The organism is Tenacibaculum geojense (assembly GCF_042676005.1).
In the GTDB taxonomy this organism is placed as follows: domain Bacteria; phylum Bacteroidota; class Bacteroidia; order Flavobacteriales; family Flavobacteriaceae; genus Polaribacter; species Polaribacter geojense.
In genome coordinates, this window is the sequence record NZ_JBHTJR010000045.1 from 168,973 (window position 1) to 183,782 (window position 14,810).

16 protein-coding genes and 1 tRNA gene are annotated in these 14,810 nt (G+C 28.3%); 7 read left to right on the plus strand and 10 right to left on the minus strand.

Annotation, left to right across the window (positions count from 1 at the left end; genetic code table 11):
• Position 1 precedes the first annotated feature (1 nt).
• From ACFQ1U_RS08265 to ACFQ1U_RS08275, 3 genes are all read right to left on the minus strand, one after another.
• Positions 2-454: a hypothetical protein gene (locus tag ACFQ1U_RS08265; RefSeq protein ID WP_386107205.1), complete on the minus strand. Its 453-nt coding sequence runs from the start codon at positions 452-454 to the stop codon at positions 2-4.
• Between the two features lie 54 nt (positions 455-508).
• Positions 509-1,414 (minus strand): hypothetical protein, encoded by a 906-nt coding sequence (locus ACFQ1U_RS08270; RefSeq protein WP_386107207.1) that lies wholly within the window; start codon positions 1,412-1,414, stop codon positions 509-511.
• Positions 1,415-1,475: 61 nt separating this feature from the next.
• Entirely contained in the window at positions 1,476-2,378 is a 903-nt protein-coding gene (locus ACFQ1U_RS08275) for a hypothetical protein (RefSeq protein ID WP_386107209.1), read from the minus strand.
• Between the two features lie 631 nt (positions 2,379-3,009).
• Here ACFQ1U_RS08275 and ACFQ1U_RS08280 point away from each other — a divergent pair.
• Positions 3,010-4,023: a glutamine synthetase beta-grasp domain-containing protein gene (locus tag ACFQ1U_RS08280; RefSeq protein WP_386107211.1), complete on the plus strand. Its 1,014-nt coding sequence runs from the start codon at positions 3,010-3,012 to the stop codon at positions 4,021-4,023.
• Between the two features lie 68 nt (positions 4,024-4,091).
• Here the strand turns inward: ACFQ1U_RS08280 and ACFQ1U_RS08285 are convergent, their stop codons facing one another.
• On the minus strand, positions 4,092-5,033 hold the full coding sequence (locus ACFQ1U_RS08285) for a calcium/sodium antiporter (protein ID WP_386107213.1): 942 nt from the start codon (positions 5,031-5,033) through the stop codon (positions 4,092-4,094).
• Positions 5,034-5,583: 550 nt separating this feature from the next.
• Between ACFQ1U_RS08285 and ACFQ1U_RS08290 the strand changes: the two genes are divergently transcribed.
• The 5 genes from ACFQ1U_RS08290 to ACFQ1U_RS08310 all read left to right on the plus strand — a co-directional run bounded on the left by ACFQ1U_RS08290 (position 5,584) and on the right by ACFQ1U_RS08310 (position 6,908).
• On the plus strand, positions 5,584-5,889 hold the full coding sequence (locus ACFQ1U_RS08290; RefSeq protein WP_386107215.1) for a hypothetical protein: 306 nt from the start codon (positions 5,584-5,586) through the stop codon (positions 5,887-5,889).
• Position 5,890: 1 nt separating this feature from the next.
• Positions 5,891-6,043 carry an SsrA-binding protein gene (locus ACFQ1U_RS08295; RefSeq protein WP_386107217.1) on the plus strand — a complete coding sequence of 51 codons (153 nt, stop codon included), beginning with the start codon at positions 5,891-5,893 and terminating at the stop codon, positions 6,041-6,043.
• Between the two features lie 11 nt (positions 6,044-6,054).
• On the plus strand, positions 6,055-6,282 hold the full coding sequence (locus ACFQ1U_RS08300; RefSeq protein WP_386107219.1) for a putative signal transducing protein: 228 nt from the start codon (positions 6,055-6,057) through the stop codon (positions 6,280-6,282).
• Between the two features lie 60 nt (positions 6,283-6,342).
• Positions 6,343-6,416: transfer RNA gene (locus tag ACFQ1U_RS08305), tRNA-Arg, on the plus strand.
• Positions 6,417-6,653: 237 nt separating this feature from the next.
• On the plus strand, positions 6,654-6,908 hold the full coding sequence (locus tag ACFQ1U_RS08310) for a hypothetical protein (RefSeq protein ID WP_386107221.1): 255 nt from the start codon (positions 6,654-6,656) through the stop codon (positions 6,906-6,908).
• A gap of 19 nt (positions 6,909-6,927) precedes the next feature.
• On the opposite strand, the gene ACFQ1U_RS08315 is transcribed toward ACFQ1U_RS08310, so the two are convergent.
• From ACFQ1U_RS08315 to ACFQ1U_RS08335, 5 genes are all read right to left on the minus strand, one after another.
• On the minus strand, positions 6,928-7,821 hold the full coding sequence (locus tag ACFQ1U_RS08315) for a hypothetical protein (protein WP_386107223.1): 894 nt from the start codon (positions 7,819-7,821) through the stop codon (positions 6,928-6,930).
• A gap of 2 nt (positions 7,822-7,823) precedes the next feature.
• Complete coding sequence (locus ACFQ1U_RS08320) at positions 7,824-8,111, minus strand: hypothetical protein (RefSeq protein WP_386107225.1); 288 nt, start codon at positions 8,109-8,111, stop codon at positions 7,824-7,826.
• Positions 8,101-8,469, minus strand: a complete 369-nt coding sequence (locus tag ACFQ1U_RS08325; protein WP_386107227.1) for a helix-turn-helix domain-containing protein — start codon at positions 8,467-8,469, stop codon at positions 8,101-8,103. The genes ACFQ1U_RS08320 and ACFQ1U_RS08325 overlap by 11 nt, the downstream gene beginning before the upstream one ends.
• A 90-nt stretch (positions 8,470-8,559) precedes the next feature.
• Complete coding sequence (locus ACFQ1U_RS08330; protein WP_386107229.1) at positions 8,560-10,239, minus strand: hypothetical protein; 1,680 nt, start codon at positions 10,237-10,239, stop codon at positions 8,560-8,562.
• A gap of 39 nt (positions 10,240-10,278) precedes the next feature.
• Positions 10,279-11,535 (minus strand): tyrosine-type recombinase/integrase, encoded by a 1,257-nt coding sequence (locus tag ACFQ1U_RS08335; protein ID WP_386107231.1) that lies wholly within the window; start codon positions 11,533-11,535, stop codon positions 10,279-10,281.
• 429 nt (positions 11,536-11,964) lie between these two features.
• On the opposite strand from ACFQ1U_RS08335, the gene ACFQ1U_RS08340 reads away from it, so the two are divergent.
• The gene (locus tag ACFQ1U_RS08340) at positions 11,965-12,363 is read left to right on the plus strand and encodes a hypothetical protein (RefSeq protein ID WP_386107233.1); all 399 of its coding nucleotides are present in this window, start codon (positions 11,965-11,967) and stop codon (positions 12,361-12,363) included.
• A gap of 53 nt (positions 12,364-12,416) precedes the next feature.
• Here ACFQ1U_RS08340 and ACFQ1U_RS08345 read toward each other — a convergent pair whose 3' ends face one another.
• Complete coding sequence (locus tag ACFQ1U_RS08345; protein WP_386107235.1) at positions 12,417-13,250, minus strand: M57 family metalloprotease; 834 nt, start codon at positions 13,248-13,250, stop codon at positions 12,417-12,419.
• Between the last annotated feature and the right edge of the window lie 1,560 nt (positions 13,251-14,810).

Consider the following 14,810-nt stretch of genomic DNA (forward strand, 5'->3'; position numbering starts at 1 on the left):
ATTAAAAACTAGTAATTGTTATTTGAGCTCCTCCACTTTGTATAATCTTAGCATTATTTATAATAGAATTTGCTCCATGTATTTTTAAAAAATTATTTTTTCCGTGTTGTAAAACACCTAGTTTTATAGCTGGGTCAAACTGATAATCTTTGTATAAATAATTATTAACATCTCCTTTTTGAATTATTAGTTGTGAGGTTGCTGTTTGACTTTGAATGAACACCTCATTCTTTTCCCCAATTTGCTGTAAATAAATTGATGACTGAAGCGTTGTTGCCTTTGAATTACTGTTTACTTGCAAATAATCTGCCCCATTAATTAAAACAGGTAGTTGCGTGGTTGTAAACTCATTTTCAGTTGAGAAAAAGCTTGGTAATTTTTCATCATCTTGCGCATATACTAAACCAACAAATAGCATACATAACAAGATTATTAGGGTGTGTAATTGTTTCATTATTTTAAAAAATTAAAAAAAGTAGAGAGGAAAACCTCTCTACTTAATAAAGTACTATTTACCTTGAATAACTTGTGCTTTATTCATTACTCCAACTTGTAAAACACAAGAGTTATTAGTTGCATTCATAGCATTTTGGTCTACAACTGTACTGTTTTCTGCTCCAAACTGATTTACTAAACTACAGTTTAAACCACCAGCACCTGCAAATTGATCAACACACGATGTATTACTCTCTCCTTCTTGATTTGTTGTTGAAAAGTTACATCCGTCATCTGCGGTTTCTTGACTTTGAACAGAAACATTTCCTGCACCTGTTTGATAAGCATTGGCAAAATTATACGTTCCTAATTGGTTTTGTTGTGCTGCATTAGCATTCCCATTTTGAACTACCTCAGCACTGTTATAAGCACCTGATTGATTTTGAACCGATACGTTTTCAACACCTCTTTGGTAAGCAGAAACAACATTGTAAGTACCTTCTTGGTTTTGTATCGCTTCATTTCTTCTTCTGTACTGACGAATAGACGCATTATTAAATTCACCAACTACATTTTGTTCTGCATACTGCCCTCTTCCTCTCTGTAAAGTTCTACCTGTATTTCCTTCACCATATTGCGTTACAAAAACTCTATGATCATTACCAAACTGTGCTGTCCTTGCATAATTATCAACACCATCTTGATTGATAGACGCTCCGTTATTGATACCGTTTTTCTGACGAGCAAACGCCTGGTTAGTTCCTCCAACTTGTTGAATAGCTACTTTATTTTCATACCCATCGGTATCCATAAACTTTTTATCAATCTGATCAACTTCGCAGTCTGCACAATCAATAGGCGTTCTTCCTACAGATGACACCCCATCTTTAACTATTGATACAGGTGCTGGCGCTTGTGCTAGTGCAACACCAGATACCGCTAAGGCTATTCCTAAAAAAATATTTTTCACAACTTTCATATTGTACATTTTAAAATTAAAAGAGTAGAAAGTTTATAATAAACCTTCTACTCTCCTAGTATTATTTTCCTTGGATAACCTGAGCTTTGTTCATTACTCCAACTTGTAAAACACAAGAATTATTAGCAGCATTTATAGCATTTTGATCTACAACTGCGCTATTTCCTTCTCCAAACTGATTTACAAGACTACAGTTAATTCCACCTGCTCCTGCAAATTGATCAACACAAGACTTGTTAGCATCTCCCACTTGATTTGTTGTAGAGAAGTTACAGCCATCGTCTTCTGTTTCTTGATTTTGAACAGATACATTGCTAGCTCCTGTTTGATATGCGTTTGCAAAGTTTAAAGAACCAACTTGGTTTTGTTGTGCCTGATTGTCAAACCCTAATTGTACAACTTCAGCACTATTATACTCACCATTTTGATTTTGAACAGAAATATTTCCAACAGCTCCTTGGCTAGCTGAAGCTGCATTTGACATCCCTGTTTGGTTTTGAGTAGCAGCATTTCCGTTTCCTACCTGAGCAATTCTAGCACTGTTATCAGTACCTAATGCATTCTGATCAGAATAATTTCCGTTTCCTGCTTGATAAGAATCACTCGAATTCCCCTCTCCATATTGAGTAACAAACCCTCTATTATCATTACCATATTGAGTAACTCTTGATGAATTATACGTTCCGTTTTGATAAATCATAGATCCGTTGCCTGTTCCCCCATTCTGGTGTCCAACAGCAGCATTATCAAATCCCATTTGTTCGATATTCACTTTGTTTTCTCCTGGGTTAACAGCCATTACTTTACCTGATAATTGGTCTACTGTACAATCTGCACAGTCTATAGGTGTTCTTCCTACGCTAGAAATTCCATCTTTAACGATTGATATTGGTGCTGGTGTAGTTGATTGAGCTAATAATACTCCTGTAGCTAAAAATGAAGCTATAAATAAAATTTTTTTCATGATTAAATAATTTTAAAATACGTTAGTTAAAAATTTGGCATACCATTAAACTTAAACCATGCGATTTTATAACATGACTCAAAGGGAATGCTTTTAATAAATTTTGAAGGGTAAAATAAAATTAAAGGGAAAAAAATGTAATGGTAAGGAGTATCTATTACATTTTCATCAGTTTACAAAACTGTACTATAATAACTATATATAGTTTGTTTGTTATAACACTGCTAAAATATAAAAGTTTTCCTATGTTTTAACTTTTCATTTTAATAACCATGCGGTTTAACATCTATTAAAATGCTTTAAATAAGTACATTTTCGTTGTATTTACAAGAGGTTTCGTTCATTTTTATGATTGCTTTTAAAAAAAATAAAAAGGGGATTTTTCCTGTACTATCCCCTTTAAATCCCCCTTATTCATTTACGGTAAAATTCCTTATTATTTAAAAAAGAAGTAATTAAATCATTAAAAATTCAATATTAAAATTAAAAAATACCACCTTTTTAAAAGGATTTTAATTTTTAGAAAGTTTTTATTGTAAAATCATAAAAATCAGATATATCAAAAAAAAAACGAATCATATAAAAAGTTAAAAACATATATTTGTCAATTAATAAAACTAATAACAACACAATGAGTAAATCTAAATTAGAGTACATTTGGCTAGATGGTTACTATCCAACTCAAAACATGAGAAGTAAAACTAAAGTTATTGATGACTTTAGTGGTAAATTAGAAGACTGTCCGATTTGGTCTTTTGATGGATCTTCTACAAAACAAGCAGAAGGTAATGATTCTGATTGTTTATTAAAACCAATTGCCATTTATCCAGACCCTGCACGTGAAAACGGTTTTTTAGTTATGACCGAAGTTTTAAGTGCAGATGGAACTCCTCACCCTACTAATGCAAGAGCTAAAATTGATGATAATGATAATGATTTCTGGTTCGGTTTTGAACAAGAATATTTTATCATGGACAAAGATACTCAGTTACCTTTAGGTTTCCCTATTGGAGGATATCCAGGACCACAAGGTATGTACTACTGTTCTGTAGGTGGTAAAAACACTCACGGAAGAGACTTTGTAGAAGAGCATGCTGATTTATGTATAGCTGCTGGATTAAATTTTGAAGGAATTAACCAAGAGGTTGCTTCTGGACAATGGGAATTCCAATTATTCGCTAAAGGTGCTAAAAAAGCGGGTGATGAAATTTGGGTTGCTCGTTACTTATTAGATAGATTAACAGAAAAATACGGTTATTATATTGAATACCACCCAAAACCAGTTAAAGGTGATTGGAACGGTTCTGGTATGCACGCGAATTTCTCTAACACATTATTAAGAACATGTGGTAGCCAAGAAATTTATGAGAAAGTATGCGAAGCTTTTAGACCTGTTACGAAAGAACATATTGCTGTTTATGGTGAATATAACGACCAACGTTTAACAGGATTACATGAAACTGCATCTATTAACGATTTTAGTTATGGTATTTCAGATAGAGGTGCTTCAATCCGTATTCCTATTATTACTGTTGAGAAAGGTTGGAAAGGTTGGTTAGAAGACCGTCGTCCAGCATCTAACGCTGATCCATATAAAGTAGCTGGTAGAATTGTTGAAACTGTAAAAAGTGCAAACATTAAATAAGCTAGTCTTATAAACATAAAAAAACCTGCTTTCAGCAGGTTTTTTTTATGTTTAAACTTTACAAGATGTTACATAATGGTAAGTGATACAAAAATAACATAAGATATTAATAAAATAATTCCATCACGCCAACCTAAACGCATACCTCTCGGAAAGAAAACCAATGGTAATACTGCAAATGAAATTCCTAACATCCAATAAATATCATTATTTATTAAGCTTAAAGCATCTTCTTTTACTTCTACTGGTGTAATAATGGCTGTAATTCCTAAAACTGCCAAAATATTAAATACATTTGATCCCACTAGGTTTCCTAAAGAAATTGCTTTTTCTTTTTTCAGAACCGCTATAATAGAAGCTGCTAACTCAGGTATACTTGTCCCTACAGAAACAACTGTTACACCAATGACAGCATCAGAAACACCCATTTTTTTTGCAAGTGTTGTTGAGCCATTAATTAATAATTCAGAACCAGCCCATAAGCCAAAACCTCCTATTGCTAAAAACAAAACTATTTTAAATAATGGCAAAGCTTCATCATCTTCTGGCATTTCATCAACAACCGCTTGTTTTTGAAATCTTAATAAATACACTAAAAAAGCGATTAATGTTACAAATAAAATAATTCCCTCGTATTGCTGAATTGTTCGATCAAATACAATGAAAAAATACAGCATTAAAGAAGCTATCATCATTACTGGCCAATCTGTTTTATAAAAACTTTTTTCTACATCAATACTAGACAAGATGGTAGTGACTCCTAAAACTAAAGCCAAATTAGCAATATTAGAACCTATTACATTCCCCACTGCTAAACCTGTAGCTCCGTTTAGAGCTGATTTAACACTTACTATTAATTCTGGAGCAGAGGTAGCAAAAGAAACTACCGTCATACCAATAACAATTTTTGGAATATTTAATTTTAATGATAATCCAACAGCTGCTTTTAACAACCAATTACCTCCTAAAACTAATAAAATTAAACCTCCAATAATATATACAATACTCATAAAAATATTTTTTGCGAAGATAACTTTTTTGACCAAAGCCAAGTACCCAAATTACAAACTGAATTTATATCATTTTTAAAAATATAAATGATGAATTTGGCAAAAAAACACTTTTTAATAATATAAATCCCTTTACTTTTTAATCTGGCTTAAAAAAAGCCCTTTAGAATATTACATTTTTATATATAAATTAAATTTTACAATTACAAAATAAAACATAAATAAAGGTATAATAGTATTAAATTATAACCATATACTCATTTTACACTTCAGAAAACAACTCAAAATAATTAATTTTTATATAAATATTTGGACGCTAAGCTTGCTAAATTATATATTGAAAAAACAATTCCGGAATTAAACTAAATTACTAACTAAAAACTACTAAAAACATGATTATTATCATACTTGAAATTGCTAATGCTACTGTTGATTTTATTACCAGTATATTTTAAAAAACAAACGTTTAATTATTTGGAATTAAAAAGTACGAAGTCTTTTTCTTCGTACTTTAATTCATTTTGTGTAACTTTATATAAAATGAATTTTTATGCAAAAATCTATATTTATAATTGCGCTTTTACTAACCTCTTTTACTTTTTATGGGCAAGAAATTGACAGCTTAAAAATTAAAAATATTAAAACCGATAAACATCAAAAAACACTTTTAAATAGCGGTATTAAAAATGCTAATGAGGTATTATATATTGTTGACGGTATTGAATACCCATATGAAAGGTTGAAAAAAATCAATCCTAAGGCTATTAGCAGCCTTACTGTTTTGAAAGATAAAAAAGCAACAGATAAATATGGTGAAAAAGGCAAAAATGGAGTTATTGTTATTAATTTAAAGTAAGATGAAAAAACAAATCTTTAAATTGATTGCAAAGTTAAATAAAAGCTTACTGCCTTCTTTAACTAAAAAAGAAATAGACATTGCTAAAGCTTCAAAACTACAACTCGCCCTTATTGGTTGGCGTGCGTATGTAACTATGAATGCTTTAGATTAAAAATTATAATTATGAGCAAACATATAAAAGTATATACAGGGTCTGGCATTTTAGTAAACAAACTACAATTAATGTTAGACGAAATAGGTGTAAAAAGTATTATTAAAGATAAAAAAGAATCTGGTAGACTTGCTGGTTTTGGGGTTTTAGAAGAATCTGTAGAAGTGTTTATTTTAGATTCAGACCTTGAAAAAGCTAGAAAAACTGTTGAAGATTTTAAATTAGAAGTAGAAAATTAAAAAAAACTTAATTTATATTTTACATTTTAAAAAACATTCTTATATTTGCACCCGCAAAACGGCCTCGTAGCATAACTGAATAGTGCACTTGATTACGGCTCAAGAGGTTGCAGGTTTGAATCCTGCCGAGGTCACTAACGTTTACAAGGGTTTCAAGAGATTGAAGCCCTTTTTTTATTTTCCATTTGCACAAAATTTGACACAAAAAGCATTTTTTAGCTTTTTAAAACAAACCTTTCCACTCTTACACGCATAAGGTATCTGAAAAAAATCTTTAATCTTTTTATAGTGCGAAAAACAAAGGGAAAAACCTATTAACTATCAATTATTTAGTTTGTAAATTAGCAACAAAACGAACTAATAATATAACTATGGAAAATTCTAAAAAAGTTGAATATAAAAAAGGGAAAGAAAAATTAAGCCCTAGAAAAAAAGTTTTTCTTGAGAAATATCAAGATTATACTGAAACCGAAATCCAAAAAGAAATTTTACTTACTAATCAATTATTAGTTAGTAAGATGGAAAAAGTAAGAAGAAACACTAATTTACTTGTTACCTTTTTAATTGTAATCCCAAGTATAATAGGAGTTATTTATTTTCTAATTTATACAGAAAGGATGCATTAAAAGACTAAGAAATCACTATCTAATTGAAGTGTGAAATCTTAGTCATTTTTATTGTTTGAGCTATTTGTTCTTGAATATTATCTGAATAGTTTTTTACTATATCATTAAAGGCTTTTCTTGGCTTATCTTTATTATTTGATGATAAACTTTGCCAGTATTTAACGTGCTGAAATTTATTATTTAAAGCGTTTTTTTGTCTTGTAGTTAATAATGTTTCATTTATTGTAAAATCATACATTAAAACCTTATTCCAACAATCTAAAAGCTTATTTAAAGAAACATCTAAATTACAAGCCGTTAAGTCTGCCAATGTATTAAAGTTAGCCTTTTGAAATACCCTTGTTTTTCTTGATTTAAGCTCTATTCTTATAGTTGAGGTTTCTAAACCGTATTGATTACTTTTATCATAAACTTTTAAGTAATACTCACTTTTTTCACAAACTGCAAAATGATTATTATACTTAAATTCAAACGGTTTACCTCCTATCTCTAAAAGTCCATCTATTAATAATTTAGGATTGAAAAAAACTTGAATATTCAACCCTATTTCTATTTTTCTTATTACAAAATTATGCCTTGACAACTGAAATAACACTTCAAGGTGCATGATAATAAAATTGATATTTTCTAAGGTAAATGTATTACCATTAAAACCATTATAAGTATTATTTAAACTAAAATTTGGCGCACGTATATTTTTTATTGAGTTATACATTTTATGCAAACTACCTTTAAACAATACCGTACCATTATCAAAAACAATTACTTTACAAAAATGATATTTTGCAACTCTTTTATTATCAATAACAACCCCATGCTCATTATAATTCAAACTAAAATCGAGCAAAGGGTTATTTAATACCTCATCAGCGTTACACCCCCTTAGTAATAAGGTTGTATAATCTACTGGCATAACTAATCAAACAAATCTAATTGATTATCATCTTCAACTAAATCAGGGTTTGTAGTATACTCATTAACTAATTCTTTTGTAATAGTACACCTACGTTTTCTTAAAAAAAACAACCTGCTTGATTCCCTTAATTCTTTACAATACCAACATATTGATTCTCTTACAATGCCAGTAACAATAGTTACCTCTTTCATCGTGCGGGGTTTCTCTAAAAAAGCCTTATAAACTGCTTTTAATTCACTAACTTTACCCTGTCTTTTATTCGGGTTGTTCATTTGGTTATTTTCCATTGCGCAACCCTTTTTTATTTAAGTTAAATAATTCTTCAAGCTCATCTGTAATTGATGAGTTTTCTTGATTTACTTTCCCCTCTTTTAAATAAGCTAATAACTCCAATTTTGAAAAGTATAAACGTCCGTTTCTTTTCATTACTGGCAGCTCATTTCTTGAAACTTTTGAGTAAATGGTTGCTGTGGTTAAGCCTAAAAAATTAGCAGTTTGTTGAACATTAAAAAATTGTTCTTCGGGTTCTTGACTTGGCTTAGTTTCTTTTTCTTTTTTTAATAAACCTTTTAATTCACTTACCTCATTAAGTAAGATTGCTACTGCCTGTGGTAGCATTTCAAAAGATAACGTTTCTAAATTCATGTGTTATTGTTTTAAATGTTATAACACAAAGCTTCAAAACGTAAATACGGTTAAATTATACGAGTTTACGGTTTTACGTAACCTTTGGAATTAATTAGAGCTATTGACTATTTTTCTGTATTCGGGAAGCACTCTGTTTTTCTTTATAGTATCCGTATTTTCATTACGATAAGGATAAAAGACACACCTATAAAAATCAAATAAAGCATCACAATAGTTACCTTTAGCCATCTTATTTTTGTAAAAGTCCATTAACGAGAATCTTATAAGTCCTTTATTAGCATAGATATCATTGATTGGTTCGTCTATTTCAGGCACTTTACAATCGTTTTCATAAAAATAAACTAACCAATTAACAAATTTATTAAAATCTGAATCTGATAATCTTTGTCTCTTTTTATTCTCATCTTCCTCCAACAAAAAGCTATAATAATCTTCTATCTTTTTTCTTAAATCAATACTTGACACATCTTTTAAAGACTCCAAAACATTGTTTTGTTTTTCACTTGGTTTATTACTACTTATTGTCACATCTTTATCTAACAGCTTTAATTCACTAACCGAAACACTATTTTCAACAGCAGTTAAAAAGTTACTTATGTTTAATTTTAATGGAGAATCATTTAATCGAATACCAAATTCAGTTTTAAAAAAGAAAATCAATTCATTAATTGAAGTAGTAAAAAAACCCTTTATAAACAATACTTCTTTACTAGAATAATAAAACAAACATGATTTTAAGTAATTAACATATCGTTCTAAATCATTGAAATCATTTTCAATATAACTTTCATACCTATTAATCCCATTTTTTAAGTTTTGGCTATTATCTTCATTTAAAGAATAATTGTTTATAATGTTAAAAAGACTGAAAATATCATTAAATATTTTAAATATATCATTGCAAAAGAATTTTAGCTCTGTTTTTACTTGAACATTTATTACCTTATTTACTTCAATCCTTTTTAACAAATCGGATTTGAAATGATTTAAATTATCCAAATAGTATAAACTATTAATCTGCTTATCTTCATTGAATTTATCTTTAACTATTTCTAAAGCAAAAAAACTGTAAGACTCCTTATAATGTTCTATTTTTTGGAGATAGTTTCTTTTATTATCATTTTTTAATAAAAGTTCCTTTTTAACAATATTCAAGACATATTCTTTTCTACTATTTAAAAACCTTTTTCTTTTTTCTAAACTAGACTTTAACATGATTTTAAAATCACAATCCTCATCTCCTACTCCATTAATAAAAACTTTATTATAAATTGATTTATCTAACTCTACAGTTATTAAATCAATCTTACTTAATTCTTGTTTTATAAAATCTAACTCGTCATTATCAAAACTATTTTTTAAATACCCCTTTAATAAATTAGAATATTCATTTTCATACATTTTAAAAGGTAAAATTGCTAAACCTTTACCTTTTTTATAAATATCAATTAATAAATCTTGTATTACGCCAGTAATAAAATAGCACTTTACAAATCCAGTATCGTTGTTAATCATATTCTTTATCAAATCCTCATCATCTATAAACTCATTTAATAAATCACGAATAGATAAATTATTAACATACCGAATTTCATTAACAACATTTACCTCTTTATCTAATAACTCTTTTACACTTAAAAAATCATAATGCTCAAACTGTTCAAATATTTCAGTTTGTACTCCTAAAAAACATAAATTATATTTTTCTGGTATTTCAAATAAGTTTAGACAATTAATAAAACCATCTTTAAAAATCTCCTTATTCATAACGTCTTTTATTCTTTAGCAATAAAGATATTGATACTTTTAAAAATCTAACAATCGTTTTGCAAACTCTTTTTTGGTTTCATCCTCAAACCCTGCAAAATACTTTTTGGTTACATCTAAGCTACTATGATTTAATGTTTCCATCATAAACTCCATTGATGCGCCTTTTCTAATAGAATTAGTTGCAAAAGAATGCCTTGCCCAATAGGTCGAAATATCATTTGGTAAACCGTTTCTTTTTGCTATTCTTTTAATGTATGTATTTACTTTTCGAGTAAAGTTTTTAACTTTTTTATGACTTTCATTTACATCATCTTTTAAGCTTACTATATTAAACAAATAGCCGTTTTTATTTTTGTTAGCATACTTACTTATAACCTGCTTGGTAAAGTCGTTTAAATACACATTTATTGCTTGTTTTTCAGCTAGTCTATCAATGGTTTTAGCTCTGTAATAACTAAATTTTTCACTATCTAAATCGGAATGTTTAAGTAATAGAATATCTTTAAAATTCATACCATTTGAAAAGTAACTAAAAAACCAAAAATCTTTTGCCTCCTGCTCACTATCATTTAACACCTCAGCATCAAAAAATGTTTTTAATTGTAAAGAAGTTAATGCCTTTTTTACTTTAGTTTCTTTTGGGATTTGATACTTTCCTTTTTTTGCACTACCAAAAGGAATTATATCTTCACTTATATCTTTACAATCTACTGCATAGCCAAAAACAGCCTTTAAGGTTCTTAAATAGATACCAACGCTATTAATTGACTTTCCTCTTTCTAACATTGATTTTTCATACCCCTTTAACCAATCTACCGTAATATGATTAAAAGTAAGCTTTTCAATACCTACATTATTTTTTGCGTATTCTTCACTATATTCTTTTAATGATGCTATTGTGTACTTGTAAGAATCTGCTGTGTTAATCTTATTTAGTTCTTTTTTACCTTGAATTATTCTTTCAAAATGGTATTTAACACTATTCTTATCTGTTGATTTTCTAAAATACTTCATCTCGAATATATCGAAATCAAAAACATCCATTTCATCAATTAAATCATTTGCCCTGTTTTCAGCCTCTTGAAATAATCTTCTAATTTTCTTTTTTCGCCCTCTAACTGAATCTCTTTTTTTCCAAATATCTTCAAAATCATCTTTGTTTAAATCTATCCCTAAGCTGTAAAGTCTTGTTTTTTGGGTTGCTTTATGATAAACCCTAACTTTTACAGGATAAACTCCATTTAGTTTTTTTCTTCTAGTATCTAAAACAATTGATATTCGTGCTAAAACCATGCTTTACATTTTCTATAAAAATAACCATTTGCACAAAATTTGCATAACATTTGCACAAAAAACTACAAAACAAACAAATAATAGAATTATATTTGAAAACAATTATACCCTTTAAAACCAAGGCTTATTCAAGTGAATCAAACAAAAAACATAAAGAAATAATATCAATCCTCTTGATTACGGCTCAAGAGGTTGCAGGTTTGAATCCTGCCGAGGTCACAAATTACAAAAACCATACAATAAATTGTATGGTTTTTTTGGTTTAAGAATTTACTTTAAGCTATTATTTTCAACAAACCCTTAAGTTTTTAATTTCTTCAACTCTTCCAAAAAAATATTTTGCATCTACTTTGGAACACTATTTGTAATTATAAAACAAATGCTTTTGTTAGTTTTAATTTTTCTACTAACATTGTAAAAAATTTAATAATGAAAAAAATTACCCTTTTATTAATTTTATCCCTAACCTCAATAACAAGTATCTTTTCTCAAGATAGAGACGGAACTATTTTTTATTCTTATGTAGAAAGAACCGAAGAAAGTTATAATGTTCAGGTTGACATTTATGAAATGCATGGCACAGAATACATTGAAGTTGAATTATTTAATGAAGATGAAGTAAAATTAGCTTCTAATTTAGTGACTCTTCGTTTTAAAAACAACAAATATTATTTAATTAAAAACGAAGAAGAAACTGAAGTAAATACGCAAGACATTAATTTAAGTGTTGAAAACCCAGACAACTCCATAAAATACCCAATGATTAAGGTAAAATTATTAGATAAAAACTATCAAGTAGTTGATTTTTCTCAAAAAGTTTTCTATTAAAACAAAAATCCCGAGCATTGCTCGGGATTTCTTTTCTAAATTAACTAAACTAATTAGTATAAATAGTTTAACGCTACAATATCGTACTGACCAAACTCTCCATCATCAGAACCATTGAAACAAGCAATCATTACAGAAGTTGGATCGTAACCTGAAGGAGTTCCTGGAATTGGGTTAGCACCAACACCTGCTGTACCTTCGTTTACGTTTTGTCCACAACTTTGTCTAGAGAACCAATCAGTATGACGGAAACCTACAGAGTGACCAATCTCGTGAGTTATTACGTGCTCTACAACATTAGTGTCGTAATTGTTTAAACCATAAATTTGTACAAACTTAAAAGGCTTACCTCCTTCTGGGAATCCAGCAGAACCTCCAGCACCATTTTGATTTGGATTGTGATACACAACCATATCTTGTGGACCATAATTTGTTCCATAAGTTAAGTTAAAACTAATAGATAAGTTTAATCTATTATAATTGTTTACAGCCCATTGTAAAGCAGTTCTCTCTTTACTAGATAAACCATAACCACCTCCACCAGTGTAACCAATTATATTGATTGTTGTGTTTTGGTTTACTAAGTTATTAGTATGGTAGTTTCTAGCTGATAATCCTTGTACTGAATTTAAACCTTTGATTTGTTTTTCAGTCATGTGAATATCTCCTTCTACTTGATACATTGGCTGAGTACTTCCGTCAGGTAACAAAAAGTCTACCTTTGTAACACCGTTAGTGTTCATGTCATAATCAGCTAACTTAGATACAATTTCTGGAGAAATTCCATTTTGCAAATCTTCTTGCATTTCTGTTTTTTCAGATTGACAAGCAAAGAAACTTGCTCCTAATAATAATAGCGCCACTCGGGGAATTCTAAAGTTTTTCATTGTTTTTAAATATTTGATTGTTAATAATTAGAATTTTAACAAATATATTACGAATATATTAACAAATTAACATAAGTTAAAATACTAACATATTTATGATAAATGTTTAAAATAGAACTTAATTGTTTAATATTACAACAAAAAGGAAATAAAAAAAACTTGTAAAAAAAATTAACTCATCATACAACAAATAAAGCAAGCTGTAATAAAAGCCTACACAACACATTTAAAAAACTAATAATCAGAATTTAAAAAATACAAACATGAAATAAACTTAATAGAGCTTTAAAAGAATAATATTTCCAAACAAATTATCTTACCAAAAATCAAAAGGACCAATAATTTTATAAATTCAAAATGCAAACTTTATACTAATAACAATTTTCACCCTAATATTTAAAAAAATAAAAAATAACATAACATATTTGTTAAAATAAATTAACATACATTAATTACTAAAAAATTAAACATTAAAGTTTTGTTAAAAAACAAACAGAAATTATACGCAATGAAAACTGAATAATAACTACCAAGTTAAATAACTATTCCTTGGTATTTAAAATACATGTACACACCCTTCTCATTAATTAAGTATAAAAATTTATTTAAAAAATAAAGCTTCTTTTTTCAGAGGGTAGTAAATAATATACCAACCAAGGGGTTTCCTACTAAAAGAAGCTAATATATGGAGATATATGATGATAAAATTTTAAACTTATGAAAACACTAAAGTAACATCACATAATTAAGACCCTTAAATATTTAAAAAGTCACAAAAAAAGACCTTGAAAAAAAAATCAAGATCTTTTATCTAACCAAACTTAGTGTAAAAACTAACTACTACTATTTTTAAATCTACTATAACTATTCAATTAAAAAAAGCTTCTTTACTCTTCTTCATAAAAACTTACTCACTTCAAGAAGCTTATAGTGGGAAATAAATGCATTTAAAGTTCTTGGGGATTATTAAAAACATATATTCAAATAATTCAAATGATCATTTACAATATTATTACACTTTTAAGACACATTAATTTTTAAAAAGTCACATAGATTAATTATAATAAAAATAATTTCTATTAATGTAAAAGTTTCTTGTCTAAACTTTATAATGGTATAATTTTAATGAACGTTTATCATCTCTTATATTAATAAGAAGCATTATTTTTAATTGGTCACAATATTTATAATAAACTAAAAAAGACCTTGAACTTTCGCTCAAGGCCCTTCGTCTAACCAAACTTAGTATAAAAACTAACTACTACTATTTTAAATATTGTTTTGTCTTTTTAAAAGCTTCTTTGTTCAGAATATATATTATCTAAGTAACCTACTTAAAGAAGCTTGATTTGGGGATTGTGTGTATTTAAATAATTGGGGATTATTTGAAATACTATATTATTTAATGAACATTTATTTTTCTCTTACATTAGTAAGACACATTATTTTTTAATTGGTCACAACAATATTTAAATAAATTAAAAAGACCTTGAACTTTCGCTCAAGGCCCTTCGTCTAACCAAACTTAGTATAAAAACTAACTACTACTATTTTAAATAT

What these genes read in the sequence shown, in the direction of transcription:
- ACFQ1U_RS08290 (WP_386107215.1), top strand. Translation starts at nt 5,584, where the DNA reads ATGCAAAAATCTATATTTATAATTGCGCTTTTACTAACCTCTTTTACT.
- ACFQ1U_RS08330 (WP_386107229.1), bottom strand. Translation starts at nt 10,239, where the DNA reads ATGAATAAGGAGATTTTTAAAGATGGTTTTATTAATTGTCTAAACTTA.
- ACFQ1U_RS08270 (WP_386107207.1), bottom strand. Translation starts at nt 1,414, where the DNA reads ATGAAAGTTGTGAAAAATATTTTTTTAGGAATAGCCTTAGCGGTATCT.
- ACFQ1U_RS08295 (WP_386107217.1), top strand. Translation starts at nt 5,891, where the DNA reads ATGAAAAAACAAATCTTTAAATTGATTGCAAAGTTAAATAAAAGCTTA.
- ACFQ1U_RS08275 (WP_386107209.1), bottom strand. Translation starts at nt 2,378, where the DNA reads ATGAAAAAAATTTTATTTATAGCTTCATTTTTAGCTACAGGAGTATTA.
- ACFQ1U_RS08340 (WP_386107233.1), top strand. Translation starts at nt 11,965, where the DNA reads ATGAAAAAAATTACCCTTTTATTAATTTTATCCCTAACCTCAATAACA.
- ACFQ1U_RS08310 (WP_386107221.1), top strand. Translation starts at nt 6,654, where the DNA reads ATGGAAAATTCTAAAAAAGTTGAATATAAAAAAGGGAAAGAAAAATTA.
- ACFQ1U_RS08320 (WP_386107225.1), bottom strand. Translation starts at nt 8,111, where the DNA reads ATGGAAAATAACCAAATGAACAACCCGAATAAAAGACAGGGTAAAGTT.
- ACFQ1U_RS08300 (WP_386107219.1), top strand. Translation starts at nt 6,055, where the DNA reads ATGAGCAAACATATAAAAGTATATACAGGGTCTGGCATTTTAGTAAAC.
- ACFQ1U_RS08265 (WP_386107205.1), bottom strand. Translation starts at nt 454, where the DNA reads ATGAAACAATTACACACCCTAATAATCTTGTTATGTATGCTATTTGTT.
- ACFQ1U_RS08345 (WP_386107235.1), bottom strand. Translation starts at nt 13,250, where the DNA reads ATGAAAAACTTTAGAATTCCCCGAGTGGCGCTATTATTATTAGGAGCA.
- ACFQ1U_RS08285 (WP_386107213.1), bottom strand. Translation starts at nt 5,033, where the DNA reads ATGAGTATTGTATATATTATTGGAGGTTTAATTTTATTAGTTTTAGGA.
- ACFQ1U_RS08325 (WP_386107227.1), bottom strand. Translation starts at nt 8,469, where the DNA reads ATGAATTTAGAAACGTTATCTTTTGAAATGCTACCACAGGCAGTAGCA.
- ACFQ1U_RS08335 (WP_386107231.1), bottom strand. Translation starts at nt 11,535, where the DNA reads ATGGTTTTAGCACGAATATCAATTGTTTTAGATACTAGAAGAAAAAAA.
- ACFQ1U_RS08280 (WP_386107211.1), top strand. Translation starts at nt 3,010, where the DNA reads ATGAGTAAATCTAAATTAGAGTACATTTGGCTAGATGGTTACTATCCA.
- ACFQ1U_RS08315 (WP_386107223.1), bottom strand. Translation starts at nt 7,821, where the DNA reads ATGCCAGTAGATTATACAACCTTATTACTAAGGGGGTGTAACGCTGAT.